The organism is Pimelobacter sp. 30-1, from assembly GCF_018831735.1.
Taxonomy (GTDB): domain Bacteria; phylum Actinomycetota; class Actinomycetes; order Propionibacteriales; family Nocardioidaceae; genus Nocardioides.
In genome coordinates this window covers 393,244-410,579 of sequence record NZ_NHTS01000007.1, presented here as the reverse complement: position 1 = coordinate 410,579, position 17,336 = coordinate 393,244, and the positions used below count along the sequence as shown (strand labels likewise).

General features: G+C 74.8%; 18 protein-coding genes and 1 tRNA gene. 15 read left to right on the top strand and 4 right to left on the bottom strand.

What is annotated here, in order from left to right; translation table 11 throughout:
• The first annotated feature begins 10 nt into the window (after positions 1–10).
• The 9 genes from CCO04_RS20805 to CCO04_RS20765 all read left to right on the top strand — a co-directional run bounded on the left by CCO04_RS20805 (position 11) and on the right by CCO04_RS20765 (position 8,215).
• Entirely contained in the window at positions 11–850 is an 840-nt protein-coding gene (locus tag CCO04_RS20805; RefSeq protein WP_308281409.1) for a helix-turn-helix transcriptional regulator, read from the top strand.
• Positions 831–1,235 (top strand): VOC family protein, encoded by a 405-nt coding sequence (locus CCO04_RS20800; RefSeq protein WP_215816057.1) that lies wholly within the window; start codon positions 831–833, stop codon positions 1,233–1,235. The genes CCO04_RS20805 and CCO04_RS20800 overlap by 20 nt, the downstream gene beginning before the upstream one ends.
• A 26-nt stretch (positions 1,236–1,261) precedes the next feature.
• A complete protein-coding gene (locus tag CCO04_RS20795; protein ID WP_215816056.1) occupies positions 1,262–2,341 on the top strand; it encodes a prephenate dehydrogenase in 1,080 nt (359 codons plus the stop codon).
• 10 nt (positions 2,342–2,351) lie between these two features.
• Positions 2,352–3,017, top strand: coding sequence for a (d)CMP kinase (gene cmk, locus CCO04_RS20790; protein WP_257750753.1), 666 nt, complete (start codon positions 2,352–2,354; stop codon positions 3,015–3,017).
• Positions 3,014–3,709 carry a 1-acyl-sn-glycerol-3-phosphate acyltransferase gene (locus CCO04_RS20785; protein ID WP_215816055.1) on the top strand — a complete coding sequence of 232 codons (696 nt, stop codon included), beginning with the start codon at positions 3,014–3,016 and terminating at the stop codon, positions 3,707–3,709. Before cmk ends, CCO04_RS20785 begins: the two co-directional genes overlap by 4 nt.
• Positions 3,702–5,042 (top strand): ribosome biogenesis GTPase Der, encoded by a 1,341-nt coding sequence (gene der, locus CCO04_RS20780; protein ID WP_215816054.1) that lies wholly within the window; start codon positions 3,702–3,704, stop codon positions 5,040–5,042. The genes CCO04_RS20785 and der overlap by 8 nt, the downstream gene beginning before the upstream one ends.
• Before the next feature lie 174 nt (positions 5,043–5,216).
• On the top strand, positions 5,217–5,825 hold the full coding sequence (locus tag CCO04_RS20775) for a hypothetical protein (RefSeq protein ID WP_215816053.1): 609 nt from the start codon (positions 5,217–5,219) through the stop codon (positions 5,823–5,825).
• Positions 5,825–7,468: a DNA polymerase Y family protein gene (locus tag CCO04_RS20770; protein ID WP_215816052.1), complete on the top strand. Its 1,644-nt coding sequence runs from the start codon at positions 5,825–5,827 to the stop codon at positions 7,466–7,468. The genes CCO04_RS20775 and CCO04_RS20770 overlap by 1 nt, the downstream gene beginning before the upstream one ends.
• A 174-nt stretch (positions 7,469–7,642) precedes the next feature.
• A complete protein-coding gene (locus tag CCO04_RS20765; RefSeq protein ID WP_215816051.1) occupies positions 7,643–8,215 on the top strand; it encodes a hypothetical protein in 573 nt (190 codons plus the stop codon).
• Here the strand turns inward: CCO04_RS20765 and CCO04_RS20760 are convergent.
• Positions 8,212–9,036: a 2-phosphosulfolactate phosphatase gene (locus CCO04_RS20760; RefSeq protein WP_215816050.1), complete on the bottom strand. Its 825-nt coding sequence runs from the start codon at positions 9,034–9,036 to the stop codon at positions 8,212–8,214. The two genes, CCO04_RS20765 and CCO04_RS20760, sit on opposite strands and share 4 nt — an antisense overlap.
• 36 nt (positions 9,037–9,072) lie before the next feature.
• On the opposite strand from CCO04_RS20760, the gene CCO04_RS20755 reads away from it, so the two are divergent.
• The gene (locus tag CCO04_RS20755; RefSeq protein WP_215816049.1) at positions 9,073–9,465 is read left to right on the top strand and encodes a hypothetical protein; all 393 of its coding nucleotides are present in this window, start codon (positions 9,073–9,075) and stop codon (positions 9,463–9,465) included.
• Between the two features lie 39 nt (positions 9,466–9,504).
• Positions 9,505–12,816, top strand: coding sequence for an error-prone DNA polymerase (locus CCO04_RS20750; RefSeq protein ID WP_215816048.1), 3,312 nt, complete (start codon positions 9,505–9,507; stop codon positions 12,814–12,816).
• On the opposite strand, the gene CCO04_RS20745 is transcribed toward CCO04_RS20750, so the two are convergent.
• Positions 12,813–13,349, bottom strand: a complete 537-nt coding sequence (locus CCO04_RS20745) for a hypothetical protein (RefSeq protein WP_215816047.1) — start codon at positions 13,347–13,349, stop codon at positions 12,813–12,815. The genes CCO04_RS20750 and CCO04_RS20745 overlap by 4 nt on opposite strands.
• Positions 13,350–13,548: 199 nt before the next feature.
• Here CCO04_RS20745 and CCO04_RS20740 point away from each other — a divergent pair.
• Positions 13,549–13,622 (top strand) — tRNA-Pro (locus tag CCO04_RS20740).
• Positions 13,623–13,667: 45 nt separating this feature from the next.
• Here the strand turns inward: CCO04_RS20740 and CCO04_RS20735 are convergent.
• The gene (locus CCO04_RS20735; RefSeq protein WP_215816046.1) at positions 13,668–14,681 is read right to left on the bottom strand and encodes a YafY family protein; all 1,014 of its coding nucleotides are present in this window, start codon (positions 14,679–14,681) and stop codon (positions 13,668–13,670) included.
• Between the two features lie 186 nt (positions 14,682–14,867).
• Between CCO04_RS20735 and CCO04_RS20730 the strand changes: the two genes are divergently transcribed.
• From CCO04_RS20730 to CCO04_RS20720, 3 genes are read left to right on the top strand one after another with little or no spacing between them, the layout of a single operon-like run.
• Positions 14,868–15,041 carry a hypothetical protein gene (locus tag CCO04_RS20730; RefSeq protein ID WP_215816045.1) on the top strand — a complete coding sequence of 58 codons (174 nt, stop codon included), beginning with the start codon at positions 14,868–14,870 and terminating at the stop codon, positions 15,039–15,041.
• A gap of 33 nt (positions 15,042–15,074) precedes the next feature.
• Positions 15,075–15,767: a TetR/AcrR family transcriptional regulator gene (locus CCO04_RS20725; protein ID WP_215816044.1), complete on the top strand. Its 693-nt coding sequence runs from the start codon at positions 15,075–15,077 to the stop codon at positions 15,765–15,767.
• A complete protein-coding gene (locus CCO04_RS20720; protein WP_215816043.1) occupies positions 15,764–16,936 on the top strand; it encodes a serine hydrolase in 1,173 nt (390 codons plus the stop codon). Before CCO04_RS20725 ends, CCO04_RS20720 begins: the two co-directional genes overlap by 4 nt.
• Here the strand turns inward: CCO04_RS20720 and CCO04_RS20715 are convergent, their stop codons facing one another.
• Positions 16,937–17,287 (bottom strand): nuclear transport factor 2 family protein, encoded by a 351-nt coding sequence (locus tag CCO04_RS20715; protein WP_215816042.1) that lies wholly within the window; start codon positions 17,285–17,287, stop codon positions 16,937–16,939. It abuts the gene before it with no gap.
• Positions 17,288–17,336 lie beyond the last annotated feature (49 nt).

Below are 17,336 nucleotides of genomic sequence, written 5' to 3'. Positions count from 1 at the left end.
CGGTGGACGGGTGATCCCGGTCGCCCCGGTACCGGCCGCGCTGCGGCGCTATGTCGTCTCCCGGATCCCCTACGACGTGGACTTCGGCGCGCCCGGCGTCCACCGCGGGCTGCCATCGACCACGCTGACCTTCGTGCTCCCGGTCGACGAGCCGATCCGGGTCTCGTGGGCCGGCCGGGACGAGACCCTGCACGCCGGGTGGACCTCGCTGTCGGGGCTGCACACCGCGCCCGCGGCGATCCACCACACCGGCACCCAGCGCGGCGTCCAGCTCGCGCTCACCGTCGCGGGCGCGCGGGTCCTGCTGGGGCGCCCGGCCGCCGACCTGGCCGGCGCGCTGACCGACCTCGACGAGGCCGACGCGCTGCCGGCGCTCCTGCGCGCGCTGCCCGAGCGGCTGCACGCTGCGCCCACCTGGGCTGCACGCGTGGCGCTCGTCGACCGCACCCTGGCGACCCTCGCCGCGCGGGCCGGCGACCCGGCGCCGCGGGCGGAGGTCGCCCGGGCGCTGGGCCTGCTCACCTCCGCGGTGCGGGTCGCCGACGTCGCCGGGGACGTGGGCTACAGCCGGCGGCGGCTGACCAGCCTGGTCCAGGCCGAGTGCGGACTGGCGCCCAAGGCGTTCCAGCGGGTGGCCCGGTTCGAGGCGGCGCGGCAGCTGCTCGGCGTACGGCCGCTGGCCGAGGTCGCCACGGCCTGCGGCTACAGCGACCAGGCGCACCTGACCCGGGAGTGGCGGGCGCTGGCCGGCTGCACGCCGACGACCTGGCTGCGCGAGGAGTTCCCGTTCGTTCAAGACCGCGACCCGGGTCGGGGAGGAGGCTCGGGCCATGAGCACCTTAACCCGTGATCAGGCAGCGACCGTCCGGCTCTGGCCGGCCCTGCAGTTCCACGACGTCGACACGATGATGGGCTGGCTGGGGGCGATCGGCTTCGTCGAGCACGCCACCCACCGCGACGAGTCGGGCACCGTCGTCCACGCCGAGTGGCTGTGGCCCGGCGGGGGCGGGCTGATGTTCGGGGCCGTGCGCGCGGAGAGCCCGCTGCAGCCGGCCGGCACCGGGGCGGCGTACCTGGTGAGCGAGGACCCGGACGCGCTCTTCGCGGCCGCGCTCGCCGCAGGCGGCACGGTTCAGCGGGCGATGGTCGACCAGGACTACGGCGGGCGCGGCGGCAGCGTGCGCGACCCCGAGGGCAACCACTGGTCGTTCGGGTCCTACCAGCCGGGCTCCTGAGCGGGGCGTCCTCTAGCCTTTCCTGCGTGAAGGAGACGAGTGCGCGGCTGGTCGGACCGGTCGAGATCGTCGGCACCGGCCTGATCGGCACCTCCATCGCGCTGGCCTGCCGCCGCGCGGGCCTCGAGGTGCTGCTCACCGACACCGACCCCGACCACGTCCGTACGGCGACCGGGCTCGGCGCCGGACGCGCCCGCACCCCCGGCGACGTCCCCCAGCTCGTCGTGGTCGCCGTACCGCCCGACGCCCTGGGCGCGGCGATCACCGCGACCCTCGACGCGGCCGGTCCCGACACCGTCGTCACCGACGTCGGCAGCGTCAAGGCCGCTCCGCTGGCCGCCGTCGCCGGGCACCCGGCGATCAGCCGCTACGTCGGCAGCCACCCGATGGCCGGCACCGAGCACTCCGGGCCGCTCTCGGCGAGCGCGGCGCTCTTCGACGGACGGCCCTGGGCGGTCACCCCCGGCCCGGACGCGACCCCGGCGGCCGCCCGGCTGGTGGAGGCGCTGGTGGTGCTGTGCGGCGCCGTACCGGTGCCGTTGTCGCCGGTCGAGCACGACCGCGCGGTCGCCCGTACCTCCCACGTCCCGCACCTGATGGCCTCGCTGGTCGCCGGCACGCTCGCCGGCGCCTCGGCCGACCACCTGGCGCTCTCGGGCACCGGCGTGCGCGACGTGACCCGCGTCGCCGGGGGAGACCCGCGCCTCTACAGCCAGATCATCGGCGGCAACGCCGGCGCGGTCGCCGCGCTGCTCACCGAGGTGCGCGCCCGGCTCGACCTGGCCATCGAGGCGGTCGCCGGTGACGACCGGGCCGGGCTGGAGTCGCTGCTCGCCTACGGGCAGGCCGGCACCCGCGCGATCCCCGGCAAGCACGGCACCGCGCCCCAGGCGATGGAGGCCGTCCGGGTCTCGGTCCCCGACCACCCCGGCGAGCTGGCCCGGCTGTTCGCCGATGCCGGTGCGAGCGGGGTCAACATCGAGGACGTGCGCATCGACCACGACCCCGGCCGGCCCGTCGGACTCGTCGAGCTCGACGTGGTCGCGGCGCGGGCCGAGGAGCTGCGGGTCGCACTGGAGTCGAACGGCTGGGTGACTCACCGGTAAGGTGCCGCCCGTGAACGTGCCGGTGAATGTGGTGGTAGCAGTCGACGGAACCTCCGGCTCGGGCAAGTCCAGCACCTGCCGCGCGGTCGCCGACCGGCTCGGGCTGCGCTACCTCGACACCGGCGCGCAGTACCGCGCGATCACCTGGTGGATGCTGCGCGAGGGCGTCGACGTCCACGACGCCGCGGCGGTCGCGGCCCGGGCGGCCGAGCCGGTGCTCGTCTCGGGGACCGACCCGCTCGCGCCCTCGATCACCGTCGACGGCGTCGACGTGTCGGTCGAGATCCGCAGCGACGAGGTCAACGGCGCGGTCTCGCCGGTCAGCGCCGTGCCCGAGGTGCGCAGCCGCCTCGTCGACCTCCAGCGCGAGCTGATCGGCGCCGGCGGCATCGTCGTCGAGGGCCGCGACATCGGCTCCGTCGTGTGGCCCCAGGCCGAGCTCAAGGTCTACCTGACCGCCGACCCCGCCGCCCGCGCGGCGCGACGCGCGCTCGAGAACGGCGGCGCCGACCTCACCGCGACCCAGGAGTCGCTGCTCGCCCGCGACAAGATCGACTCCGGGCGCGCGGTCGCGCCCCTGACCATGGCCGACGGGGCGATCCACGTCGACTCCACGGACCTGACCCTCGCCGAGGTCGTCGACGTCGTGGTGGGCCTGGTGATGGAGCGCGGGTGAGCGCGCACCGTGCTCCGCGGCCCGCGCGCTGGCTCCTGGTCGGGGGCCGACCGACCTCGCGCTGGCTGATCCGGCGGCGCTGGGACGTGCGGGTGCACCACGCCGAGCGCTTCCCGCGCACCGGTCCGGCCGTCGTGGCCGGCAACCACATCGGCTTCATCGACGGGCCGCTGATGGCGATCTTCGCGCCGCGCCCGGTGCACGCGCTGACCAAGATCGAGATGTTCTCGGGGCCGCTGGGGGTCTTCCTCAAGGCGTCGGGGCAGATCCCGCTCGACCGCGACCACACCGATCCGGCGGCCGTCCGGATCGCGCTGGGGGTGCTGGGTGAGGGGCACGCGGTCGGGGTGTTTCCCGAGGGGACGCGGGGACCGGGGGACCTCGAGACCTTTCACGGCGGGGCGGCGTACCTGGCGCTGGTGACCGGGGCACCCGTCGTACCGCTGACGTTCCTGGGCTCGCGCGACCCGGGTGGATCGAGCAGCTCGCTGCCGCGCAAGAAGGCCCGGATCGACATCGTCGTGGGGGAGCCCTACGCCGTCGATGCGGTGCCCTGGCCCCGGACGCGGGAGAATGTCCGTCTGACCTCGGCCGCGCTGCGCGATCACATGCAGCGGCAGCTGGCCGAAGCCCTGGACGAGACGGGGCGGCGCCTACCCGGCCCGCTCCCGCAAGGAGAACGTGATGAGTGAAGTCACCCCGACCGGGGTGGTCCCGGTGCTGGCCGTCGTCGGCCGCCCCAACGTCGGCAAGTCGACCCTGGTGAACCGGATCCTCGGCCGCCGCGAGGCCGTCGTCGAGGACATCCCCGGCGTCACCCGCGACCGGGTGTCCTACGACGCGGAGTGGTCCGGACGGGCCTTCACCCTCGTCGACACCGGTGGCTGGGACCCGGATGCGCGCGGCATGGCCGAGCGGATCAAGGCGCAGGCCGAGATCGCGGTCGGCCTGGCCGACGCGGTGCTCTTCGTCGTCGACGCGACCATCGGGATCACCGACGCCGACGAGGCCGTCGTCCGGGTGCTGCGCAAGTCCGGCAAGCCCGTCGTCCTGGCCGCCAACAAGGTCGACGACGAGCGGGCCGAGGCCGAGGCGCACGCGCTGTGGAACCTGGGCCTGGGCGAGCCGTTCACCGTCTCCGCGCTCCACGGCCGCGGCTCCGGCGACCTGCTCGACGCCGTCCTCGCGGTGCTGCCCGAGGCGCCCGAGCAGGGCGAGGCCGAGATCGGCGGTCCCCGCCGGATCGCCATCGTCGGGCGCCCCAACGTCGGCAAGTCCTCGCTGCTCAACAAGCTCGCGGGCGAGGAGCGCGTGGTCGTCGACAACGTCGCCGGCACGACCGTCGACCCGGTCGACGAGCTCGTCGAGCTCGGTGGCGAGACCTGGCGCTTCATCGACACCGCGGGCATCCGCAAGCGGGTCAAGGAGGCCTCGGGCCACGAGTACTACGCCTGGCTGCGCACCTCGACCGCCATCGAGCGGGCCGAGGTCTGCGTGCTCGTGCTCGCCGGCAACGAGTCGGTGGCCGAGCAGGACATCCGGATCCTCCAGGAGGTCCGCGAGGCCGGCAAGGCCCTCGTCATCGCCTTCAACAAGTGGGACCTCGTCGACGACGAGCGCCGCTACTACCTCGACCGCGAGATCGAGCGCGACCTCGTCCAGGTGCAGTGGGCGCCGCGGATCAACATCACCGCCAAGACCGGCTGGCACATCGACCGGCTCGTGCCGGCGCTGAACCGGGCGATCGAGGGCTGGGAGACCCGGGTCTCCACCGGCGCGCTCAACGCCTTCCTCGGCCGGATCGTCGCCGAGCACCCACACCCGGTGCGCGGCGGCAAGCAGCCGCGGATCCTCTTCGGCAGCCAGGTCCAGAGCGCCCCGCCGGTGTTCAAGCTGTTCACGACCGGCAAGCTCGACCAGGGCTACGAGCGGTTCATCGAGCGCCGGCTGCGCGAGGAGTTCGGGTTCGTCGGCACGCCGATCGAGATCAAGGTGCAGCCGCGGGAGAAGCGCGGACGCCGCTGATCCACCCGGTCCACCACCGGTCAGCCACCCTCTCCGGGGCTCCGAGTCGTTGCGGTTTGGTCCCAAACCGCAGTGATTCGGGGGTTTCGGCTGCAGTTCCTGCCCAAATGCAACTCGTTCCACCCCACTCGGACCCAGGTTGCATCGTTCGAACAAATGTTCGAACATGGGTAGGTGAGTGTTCGCCCCCTTGAGATCGACGACCCCCGGCTGGTGCTCGACCAGCTGCGGGGCAAGATCGCCGCGCTCCAAGGGGGGCCGAGCCGGCTGGGCGTGCCGGTGCTGCCGCTCTTCGAGGGGCTCCTCACGCTGCGCACCGGCGGCGTCTACGGCGTCGACTCGGCCACCCTGGGCATGGCGCTGGCCGCCGGGGCCTCCCAGGCCGGCGAGTGGGTCGGCTTCGCGGGGTGGGACGACTTCGGCGTCGAGGCCGCCCACCAGCAGGGCATCGTGCTCGCGCGTACCGTGCTCGTCCCCGCGCCGGGCGAGCACTGGCTCGAGGTGACCGCCGCGCTCGTCGACGTGCTCAAGGTCGTCGTGCTCCGCCCGCCCGGCACCGTCGACGCCAAGTCCGCCTCGATCCTCGACGCCCGGCTCCGTGCTCGGTCCGCGGTGCTCGTGGTCCAGGGGGAGTGGCCCCGCTGCGAGGCCCGGATCTCCGCCGAGCACATCGCCTGGGACGGGCTCGACGCCGGGCGCGGGCGGCTGCGCGAGCGGCGGGTCACCCTGGTCGCCCGGCAGCCGGGGCGGGCGCCGGTCCGGGCGCGGGCGGTGCTGCCCTGATGCGGACCATGGTGGTGTGGTGCCCCGACTGGTCGGTGACCGCGGCCCTGCTCGAGCGGGCGGACACGGCCGAGGCGGTGGGCGTGGACGCGCCCGCCGTGGTGCTGGCCAACAACCGGGTCGTCGTGTGCAACGCCGCCGCCCGGGCCGAGGGGGTACGCCGGGGCCAGCGCCGGCGTGACGCCCAGGCGCGCTGCCCCGAGGTGGTGCTGCTGGCCGCCAATCCCGATCGCGACGCACGGTGGTTCGAGCCGGTCCTCAGTGCGGTCGAGGAGGTACGCCCCGGCGTCGCGCCGCTGCGCCCCGGCCTGCTCGCGGTGCCCGCCCCGGGCCGCTACTTCGCCCGCCCGGGAGCCGGGATCGACGGCGAGGAGGCTGCCGCGGCGGTGCTCGCCGAGCACCTCGTCCGGGCGGGGGTGTGGGACAGCCGGTTCGGAGCGGCCGACGACCTCTACACCGCCGAGCGCGCGGCGCGCAGCGCGCCGGAGCAGGGCTGCGTGACGATCGCGCCCAGCAGCTCCTCCGCCTTCCTGCGCGGCCTGCCGGTGACCGTGCTCGCCGACGACGGTCCCGAGGGGGCCGAGCTGGCCGGGGTGCTGCGCCGGCTCGGCCTGCGGCTGCTCGGCGACTTCGCCCGGCTGCGCGCCGGCGAGGTGAGCAACCGCTTCGGCGGCTACGGCACCGAGGTGTGGCGCCGGGTCCAGGGCGAGGAGGTCGCCCGCCTCGCCTCCCGCACCCCGCCCCCCGAGCTGACCTGCGAGATCGCCTTCGAGCCCCCGCTCGACTCCGCCGAGGCAGTCACCTTCAGCGTCCGGACCACCGCGGAGCGCTTCATCGCCGGGCTCGCCGACCGCCAGCTGGTGGCGACCGGGGTCCGGGTCGAGGCCGAGTTCGAGGAGGGCGTCTCCGCCCGCACCTGGCTGCACCCCCGCTGCTTCACCTCCCGCGACCTCGTCGACCGGGTGCACTGGCAGCTCCAGGCGGGGATGGCGACCTCCGGCCTGCGCAGCCGCAAGAACACCGGCGAGAACATCACCTCCCCGGTCACCCTGGTCCGCTTCCTCCCCGACACCGTCGAGCCCGCCGGCGACCACGCCGACGGACTGTGGGGCGGCGGCGCCGACGACCAGGTCGTGCGCGGGGTGGCCCGGGTCCAGGCGATGGTGGGCTACGACGCGGTCCAGGTGCCGGTGCTCCAGGGCGGCCGCGGCGCGGCGGACCGCCAGGCGCTCGTGCCCTGGGGGGAGCGCCCGGTCGGCCTGCGCCCGGTCGAGCGGCCCTGGCCCGGGCGCATCCCCGGACCTGCCCCCAGCCGTGTGTTCGCTCACCCGCCCCTCGCGGAGGTCGTCGACGAGGCCGCCGTACCGGTGGGGGTGACGGTGCGCGGCCTGGTCACCGGCGAACCCTGGCGCTTCCGCCTCAGCGCCGCTGCCGCCGCCACGCGCGCCCTGCCCTGGATGCCCATCGCCTCCTGGGCCGGCCCCTGGCCGGTCGACGAGGGCTGGTGGCTCCTCGCCGGATCGCCCGCCCGCGCGGCCCGCTTCCAGGTGGTCGGCGTCGACGGCCGGGCCTGGCTGCTGCGCTGGAGCGCCCGCGGCCCCGACGCCCGGGGCACCTGGGAGGTGGAAGCCGCCTACGACTGACCCGGCCCCGCCCGGCGCTGGCCGGCCCCGACCCGGCCCGGCCCGGCCTCGCCCCGACCGGCATCCTCGCGCCGCCCCCAGTTGCGGCGTTACGCTGCACCACGAGCACGCCGGTGAACGGCGGGCGGTGAACGGTGCGGCGGCAGCGATCGGGAGGCGGCCATGGGGACATCGGTGAATCCGGCGGACCTGATCATCCGCAACCTCCGCGCGCTGCACGGCGCACTCGAGCACAGCGTGACCATCCAGGCGACCCGGCTCCAGGAGCTCATGGACGACCTCGTCGCCCGCGGCGCCCTCACCCGCGCCGAGGCCGACCACCTGGTCGGCCAGCTGGTCACCACCAGCCGCGCCTACTCCCAGGCGCTCCTGCAGGTACTCGACTCGGTCACCGCGGAGTCGCGCAAGGTGCTGTCCGCGCCCAAGGTGCTGACCTCGCCGGTCCGGGCGACCGCCGGGCTCCTGGTCGGTACCGTCCGGCAGGCCCCCAAGCTCGTCCCCGGCCGCCGGACCACCGCGACCGCCACCGAGACTGCCGCCCCAGCCACCCCGGCCGCAGGCGCCCCGGCGGCGCCCGAGGTGCCGGACCTGCCGGATCTGGCCGACCTCACCGTCGCCCAGGTCAAGCCCCGCCTGGCCGGACTCGACGCGCCCGCGCTGCGCCGGGCCCGCGACCAGGAGAGCGCCGGCAAGAACCGCAAGGGTGTTCTCGCCGAGATCGACCGGCTCCTCGGCCCCCGCGCCTAGGCCGGCGCGAACCCGTCCGCCCCGAGCACCGGTACGACGTCGTCCGCGTCCAGCGCCGCCGCCACGACCACGTCCGCACGGAACCCGACCCCGACCAGCTCCCGTCCGCTCGCGCAGTCGAGCAGCGCCGCCTCGAGCGTCCCCGTCCCGGACTCCGTCCCCGCGACCGCGCGGTAGGCCGCCCGGGCGTGCCGCGCCTCCGTCCCGAGTGACGGGGTCTCGCTGCCGAGCGCGTCGAGCACCGCTCCCGCGCCCCACAGGTCCTCGACGGCGGGGCGCAGGCTGCCGTCGGGCCAGCGTTCCCCGGCCGGGACGAGTGCGACCTGCGCACCCGCCGCGACCTGCGGGGCCAGCCAGCGGGCGACCGCGGACCGGTTCCGCAGGGACGCCCCGGCCACCGTCAGGCCGGGGCGCGCCGCCCGGAGCGCCGCGCAGATCGCCGAGCCGTTCGGCGAGGGGAGCACCAGCCGCGGCGCCGGTACGGCGTCCAGCAGCTGCGCCGGCGACAGGCTCGGCAGCGCTCCACCCGAGCCGCCCAGGGCCCGCGCCTCGAACCGCCCCACCGCCACGACCGCGCCCCGCTCCCGTGCATAGGCCGCCGCCGCGCGCTCGTCCTTCCAGGCGAACGGGTGCACCCGCGTCCCGCGCGCAGTCGCGATCGTGAGCGTGGTCGTGAACGACAGCACGTCGACGACGACCGCGATGTCCGCGTCGGCACTGATCGCCGCGCCGCCGGTCGGCCCCCACTCCAGCCGGACCTGCCGGCCGTCCTGGGCGTGCGCGCGGGCGACGGCGTCCTCGGGTCGCGACGATCCGGTCATCGGGGAAGCGTAGGCCGCGTGTGCCACGCTGGCGCCGTGAGCCCGCAGGTACGCCGCGCCCTCGTCGGGCTCGCCACCGCCGGGCTGGTCGCGGGCACCGCGTTCCTGGCGGTGCTCCTGCTCAACGTCACGCTCTACCTCGAGCCGTCGGGCCCGTCCGAGAGCGAGCTCCCCGAGCTGCCGCCGGGGCTGGCGATCGGCGACGAGCCGGGGACCCGGATCGACACCTGCGGCTCGGGGAGCTGCTACCGCGAGTTCGACGTGGTGGGGGAGGCGGGGGAGTCCGCTGCCGAGGTCCGGGCGCGGCTGCCGGTGCGCGAGGAGTGCGGACGGCGTTCGCTGGTGGACTGGCGCCCGCGCTGCGTGGGCTACGACCTGCGGGCCGGCCGGGTCCGGGGGTACGTCTCGATCGGCGCCTGGCTCGACTGAGCACTCGCATTCGAACATCTGTTCGACTACGCTGAGGTGATGGGCTGGAACAACCCACCCGTCCCGTGGCGCGAGCTCGAACGCCGCCTCTCGGGCCGGGCTCCGGGTCCCGAGAGCGAGGCGCCGGTGTCGCGCCGCAAGCGCCCGCGCGCCGATCCGGTCCCGATCCTGCGCCCCGACCAGGGGACGCCCTACGCCGAGCTCCACTGCCACAGCCACTTCAGCTTCCTCGACGGCGCGAGCTCGCCGCGCGACCTGGTCGAGGAGTCGGTCCGGCTGGGGCTCTCGGCGATCGCGCTGACCGACCACGACGGGTTCGCGGGGGCGCCGCTGTTCGCCGAGGCGGGTACCGACCACGGCCAGAGCACCGTCTACGGCGCCGAGCTCACGCTCGGCATCGCCCAGTCCCAGAACGGCGTACCCGACCCCGAGGGCAACCACCTCCTGGTGCTGGCGCGCGGGGTCGAGGGCTACCACCGGCTCTCCGGCGCGATCACCGAGGCGGGCCTGCGCGCGCCCGAGAAGGGCAGCCCGGCCCACGACCTCGACGAGCTCGCCGAGCGCGGCCGCGGGCACTGGGTGGTGCTGACCGGGTGCCGCAAGGGCACGGTCCGCCACGCCCTCCGGTACGACGGCCCGCCCGGCGCCGCCCGTGAGCTCGACCTGCTGGTCGACCGGTTCGGCCGCGACCACGTGGTGGTCGAGCTGACGGCCAGCGACCACCCCGGCGGTGAGGAGGACAACGACCTGCTCGCCGCACTCGCCGACGACCGGGGGCTGCCGGTGGTGGCGACGGGCAACGTCCACCACGCGACGCCCGACAAGCGGCGGCTGGCGGCGGCGGTCGCGGCGGTCCGGGCCCGGCGCAGCATCGCCGAGCTCGACGGCTGGCTCGACCTGTCCGGCGGGGCCCACCTGCGCAGCGGCGACGAGATGCTGCGCCGGTTCCGGCACCGGCCCGACGCGGTGCACCGCAGCGTCGTCCTGGCCGGCGAGCTGGCCTTCGACCTGCGCAAGGCCTCGCCGCGGCTGCCCAAGCAGGGCATCCCCGAGGGGCGGACGCCGGCCGAGCACCTGCGCGACCTGCTCGAGCGCGGGTTCGCCCTGCGCTACGACCACGAGCCGCACGCCCGCGAGGCGCGGGTGCGGGTGGAGCGGGAGATGAAGGTGATCCTCGAGAAGGACTTCGCCGGCTACTTCATCATCGTCCACGACATCGTCGCCTTCGCCCGCAAGGAGGGGATCCTGTGCCAGGGCCGGGGCTCGGCGGCGAGCAGCGCGGTCTGCTACGCGCTGGGGATCACCGCGATCGACTCGGTCCTCTTCAACCTGCCGTTCGAGCGGTTCATCTCCCAGCACCGCGAGGAGGAGCCCGACATCGACGTCGACTTCGACTCCGACCGCCGCGAAGAGGTGATCCAGTGGGTCTACGACACCTACGGCCGGCGCAACGCGGCCCAGGTGTGCAACGTGATCAGCTACCGGCCGCGGATGGCGGTGCGTGACGCCGCCAAGGCGCTGGGGTTCTCGCCGGGCCAGCAGGACGCGTGGTCCAAGCAGGTCGACGGGTGGGGGAGCGAGGTCGACCCGAGCCTGGACATCCCCGACCAGGTGGTCGGGCTCGCCGAAGAGCTGATGGGCGCGCCCCGCCACCTCGGGATCCACTCCGGCGGCATGGTGCTCACCGAGCGTCCCATCGGCGAGGTGTGCCCCATCGAGAAGGCCCGGATGCCGAACCGGACCGTCCTGCAGTGGGACAAGGACGGCTGTGAGTCGATGGGGCTGGTGAAGTTCGACCTGCTCGGGCTGGGCATGCTCGGCGCCCTCGACCACATGATCCGCCTGGTCGCGGAGCACCGCGATCAGCACTGGACGCTCGCGACGCTGCCCAAGGAGGAGAAGGCGGTCTACGACATGCTCGGCCGGGCCGACTCGATCGGCGTCTTCCAGGTCGAGTCGCGCGCCCAGATCGGCACGCTGCCCCGGCTCAAGCCGCGCAGCTTCTACGAGCTGGCCATCGAGATCGCGCTGATCCGCCCCGGCCCGATCCAGGGCGGCGCGGTGCACCCCTACATCCGGCGCAAGACCGGGCGTGAGCCGGTGGAGTACGACCACCCGTCGCTCGAGCCGATCCTCGCGCGCACGCTCGGCGTCCCGCTGTTCCAGGAGCAGCTCATGCAGATGGCGGTCGCGCTGGGCGACTGCAGTCCCGACGACGCCGACCTGCTGCGCCGGGCGATGGGCTCCAAGCGCGGGGTGGAGCGGATCGAGAAGGTCAAGGGCAAGCTCTACGCCGGCATGGAGGCCAAGGGGATCACCGGCGACCGGGCCGACGCGATCTACGTCAAGATCCTGTCGTTCTCGGGGTTCGGCTTCGCCGAGTCCCACGCGCTGAGCTTCGCGCTGCTGGTCTACGCCTCGTCGTGGTTCAAGCTGCACTACCCGGCGGCCTTCCTCACCGGGCTGCTGCGCAACCAGCCGATGGGCTTCTACTCCCCGCAGTCACTGGTCGCCGACGCCCGCCGGCACGGGGTGAGCGTGCTGCGCCCCGATCTCGTCCACTCCGGCGCCCAGGCAGGGCTCGAGCCGTGCGCGCCCCAGGCCACCGACCCCCTCCGGTACGACGACGGGCTGGCTGTGCGCCTGGGCCTCGACGCCGTCAAGGGGATCGGGGCCGACGTCGCGGCCCGCATCGTCGCGACGCGCGCCGAGGCGCCGTACGCCGACATCCGGGACCTGTCGCGCCGGGCCGCGCTGACCGCGGCTCAGCTCGAGGCGCTGGCGACCGCGGGCGCGCTCGATGGCTTCGGGCTCGACCGGCGCCAGGCGCTGTGGATGGCGGGCTACTCCGAGAGCGAGGGCCAGCTCCCCGGCAGCACGCCCGCGCCCACCGCGCCCCGGCTGCCGGAGATGTCCCCGCTCGAGGTGACCCTGGCCGACCTGTGGGCGACCCGGATCTCCACCGACCTGCACCCGGTCGAGCACTTCCGCACGACGCTCACCGACGCGGGCATCAAGGCGGTCGGCGACCTCCCCGGCGTCACCGCCGGCCGCCGGGTCCACGTGGCCGGCCTGATCACCCACCGGCAGCGGCCGGGGACGGCCGGCGGGGTCACCTTCCTCAACCTCGAGGACGAGACCGGGATGCTCAACGTCATCTGCTCCCCGGGCGTGATGCGCGCCCACCGCCAGGCCGCCCGCAACCGGGTCGCGGTGGTGATCCGGGGCGTCGTCGAGCGACAGGACGGCGTGACCAACCTGCTCGCCGACGGGGTCCAGCCGCTCGACGTCGTGCTGCCCGGGGTGGGTGACGCGCTCCAGGCCCGGCAGTCCTCGCGGGACTTCCGCTAAGAGACGTTCGCGCAGACGACCTGGCCCACGATGCCCCAGTTCTGCGGCATCGACGGGGCGTAGCCGTAGAACTTCACGCCGGTGCCGTCGCCGATGATCGAGCCCTGGGCCACCGAGCTGTAGTAGACGCCGATGCCCTGGATGTCGCCCGGGTCGAGCTTGGTCCAGGTGACCCCGTGGGTGAGCACCTTCTTGCCGGCCGGGCAGCTGACCGTCACGTCGACCCAGTCGCCGGCGCCGGTCGACTTGGCGCTCGTCCCGGTGACGACCTGGTAGCCGCTGACCCCCGGCGTACCCGGCGTCCCCGCGGCACCCCGCGGACCGGTCAGCCGGGTCCGGGCCTCGGCGGAGAGGTCCGCGGAGGTGACCTGGCCGTTCTTGATGTGCTTGCTGGTGATCGCGTTCTTGGCGATCTGCTGGCCGGTGATCTTGCCGGCGGCGTACGCCCCGCCGGACAGCGCGACCACCAGCGCGAGCAGCGCGACGACGCCGGTGAACATCCCGGGCCGGAGCCGGAAGTGGAGCCGGAACATGAGTCCTCCCTCGGGCCCACCGACCCTCGGTGGACCCGACGACGCTAGGGACGACGGAGCCCCCGTGGCATCAGGGAGCCACCCGAACATCTGTGCTGCCGGGGCGCCGCGACACCGCGACGGGGAGGGCGATTCGGGAGACTCGGACCGGCTGGGGTAGTGTTCCGTTCGCCCTGGACGGCGATCCCGGACGGGGCTTCGGGCTGTAGCGCAGCTTGGTAGCGCACCTGACTGGGGGTCAGGGGGTCGCAGGTTCAAATCCTGTCAGCCCGACCGAAGGAACCCTGGTGAGATCACCTGATCTCACCAGGGTTCTCGTCATTTTCCCGGCGGCTGCGCGGCGGCCCGGAACCGCTCGGCGAGGACGTCGGCCGCCGCCCGCAGCGGCTCCGGCCCGACGATGGTGAACGGGACGTCGAAGCGCGCCGCCTGGGCCAGGACGCCGGTCCAGGACCAGGAGCCGACGGTGATCCGGGTGCTCCCGTCCGGCCGCTCCTCGAGCGCCCCGTCGCCGAGCCACGGTGCGACCTCGCGGGCGGGGAGGGGAAGGTCGAGCACGCCGGTGCAGGGCCAGCGGTCCTCGGCCGCGGAGCCCTTCGCGCGGGCGGCGAGGAAGGTCAGCGCGTCGGGCGCGGGCAGGTCCCGGTCGGCGCGGGAGAACCGGACGCCGCCCGTCTTGAGCGTCATCCGGTCCAGGCGGAAGGTGCGCCAGTCGGCGCGGTCGAGGTCCCAGGCGACCAGGTACCAGCGGCCGGACCGGGCGACCACGGCATGGGGCTCGGTACGCCGGGGCGGCCCGGCCGCCGGGGCGTCCCCGTCGTCGAAGCCCCCGTAGTCGAAGCCCAGGGTCCGCTCGTCACGCACGGCGATGCTGACCGCCTCCAGGACAGCCGGGGCGACCGGGCCGGCCGGGCTGACCGCGCCGCCGGGAGCGGCCGGGGCGGGGCCGGCGGCGAACCCGATCCCGTCGATCCGGTGGCGCAGCCGCGAGGGCATCACCTGGCGCACGGTCGCCAGCGCGCGGGCAGCGGCCTCGCCGACGTCCACGCCGCTGGCGGGGGCGTGGTGCAGGGCGACGGCGAGGGCGATCGCCTGCTCGTCGTCGAAGAGGAGGGGCGGCAGGTCGGACCCGGCGGCGAGCCGGTAGCCGCCGTCCGGGCCGGGGCCCTTCGCGGCCTCGATCGCGTAGCCGAGCTCGCGGAGCCTGTCGACGTCGCGGCGCACGGTCCGTGCGGTGACACCGAGCCGCGCGGCCAGGACCGGCCCCGGCCAGGTGCGCCGGGCCTGCAGCAGGGACAGCAGCGCGAGCATCCGCGCGGAGCTTCCGACCATGGCGTCATTCTCGCCGAAGTAGCGGACCGGACCTGTCCGCTTCGTCCGGAAGGGTTCGGATCGACCGCACCACCCACCCTCACCACCCGAAGGACACCTCGTGAGCATCACGACCACCACAGCCGCGCCGGCACCACGACCCGGGCGGACGGCCTGACCCACACCGACCGGGCGTTCTTCCAGTCGGTGCGCGGCACGAGCCTGGCCGAGGTCCAGGTGTGCTGGGACGGGCTCAGCGACGGAGCGGAGGTGATCGAGCCGCTGGCCGCGTCCGCGTGGAGCGCGGGTTTCGGCATGCTCACCGACCGGTACGGCGTCACCTGGGTCCTCGACGTGCAGGCGCCGGTCGAGAACGGCTGACAACTCCGCACCACCGATGTCATCATTGATGACATGACCGCGCACCACGCCCGCGCCCGCGCCCGCGCCCGGACCCCGCTCACCCCCGAGCGGATCGTCGACGCCGCCCTCGCGATCGCGGCGCGCGCCGAGCCGGACGGCCTGACCGGGCGGGCGCTGGGTGAGGAGCTCGGCGTGGACCGCTCGGCGGTCTGGCGCCACTTCGCCGACCGCGACGCGCTGCTGCTCGCGGTCGGCGACCGGCTCCTCGCGCTGGCCCTGGCCGCGGTCCCCGACGGCCCGCTCGCCCCGCACGAGCGGATGATGGCGCTGGGCCGCGGTCTGGTGGCCGCCTTCGAGGCGCACCCGCACGTCGGCGCCCTGGTCGCCTGCCGCACGACGCAGGGCCCCGGCGAGCTCGCCGTGGTCGAGACGATGCTGCGGGCGCTGGGCGAGGTCGGCGTCCCGTCGGCGCTGGTGCCGCGCTACCAGCGGATGCTGGCCGACACCCTGCTCGGGTACGCCGGGCTGCGGGCCGGCTACGCGTGCCTGAGCGAGGACGTACGCCGTCGCGACCAGCTGGCCTGGGTGGGCACCTACGCGACCGCCGCGCCCGCGCAGCACCCCGAGATCAGCTCCCGCGCGCTCGACCTCGGGGCGGTGAGCGACGACGACGTCCTGGCCACGCTGCTCGACGCGCTCTGGTCGGCGGTCCGGGCCGTCGCCGCGACGGGAGCGGACGCGTGAGCCGGCGGCGCAAGGTCCTGGTCGCGGTGGTGACCGCGCTGGCCCTCCTGGCGGGCGGTGCCTACGCCGCCACGGCGCTGCTCGCCGTCCCGCCCCCGCACCAGCTGGCCCGCCTGCTCGCGACGGCGCCCTCGGAGCAGGGCCGGCTCTTCCCCAGCCGCACGGTCGAGGCGTCCGCGTCGCCGCGGGCGCTGCCGGCCAGCACCGAGCAGATGCCGGAGACCGTGCCGTGGAAGGGCGAGGACGTCACGGTCCGCACGTTCCTCGACACGACGCACACCCGCGGGTTCGTCGTCCTGCGCCACGGCCGGGTCGTCGAGGAGTGGTACGCCGACGATGCCGGCGAGCGCACCCGGTTCTCGTCGTGGTCGGTGGCCAAGTCGGTGGTCTCGCTGCTCGTCGGGCAGGCCATCGCCGCCGGGGACCTCGCCGAGGACGACCGGCTGGTCGACCTCGTGCCCGCGCTGCGCACCGGAGGCGCGTACGACGCGATCACGGTGCGCGACCTGCTCGACATGGCCTCGGGGGTCGACGTCGCCGAGAACTACCGCGAGTACTGGCCCTTCACCGGCACCGCCCGGCTGTTCCTCAGCACCGACCTGCCGGGCTTCCTGGAGGACCACCGCGAGCTGCGGTTCACCCCGGGCTCGCAGGGGGAGTACCGCAGCGTCGACACGCTGCTGCTCGGGATGATCCTGCGCACCGTCGAGAAGGAGCCGCTGACCACGCTGCTCACCGAGCGGCTGTGGCAGCCGATGGGCGCGGAGTCCTCGGCGACCTGGAACCTGGACCGCGAGGGTGGCGTCGAGAAGGCGTTCTGCTGCCTCAACGCCACCGCTCGCGACTTCGCCCGGATGGGCCAGCTCGTCCTCGACGGCGGCGTCGTCGAGGGGCGCCAGGTGGTGCCGGCGGCGTGGATCGACCGGATCAGCACGCCGGCGCCGCACCCGGTCAGCGACTGGGGCTACTCGGCGCAGTGGTGGCACCCCGAGGGGGCCGACGACGACTTCACCGCGATCGGCGTCTACGGCCAGTACGTCTTCGTCGACCCCGACGCGGACACCGTCGTGGTCAAGCTGAGCGACCACGGCACCGAGCAGGACGAGCTCGAGACGGTCGGCGCGCTGCGCTCGATCGCCGCCCAGCTCGCCGCCGCGGACGAGCGGTAGTCAGGCCGGCACCCGGTCCAGGAAGCCGTGCACGTCGCGGATCCGGCCCGCGTCGTCCAGGACGACGACGTCGAAGCCGATCACCGCGGGCTCGGCGCCCTCGGGGCCCAGGCCCCACTGGAAGCGGATCCGGTCGTGGTGCCCGTCGACGGTGCCGACCGGGGTGAACACGAAGCCGGGGAACTGCGCGTGCACCCCGTCGACCAGGGCGTGCAGGCCGTCGTGGCCGGCGACCTGGGCCAACGGGTCGGTGTAGGAGACGTCGGGGGAGAAGTGCTCGGCCAGCAGCCGGGCGCGCTCGGCGGGCGCGGCGTTCCAGGTGGCGAGGTAGGCGTCGACGACGTGGTTCATGATCTGCTCCGATGCGTTCGGGGTTCGTGCGGGGTGGATGGACGACGCC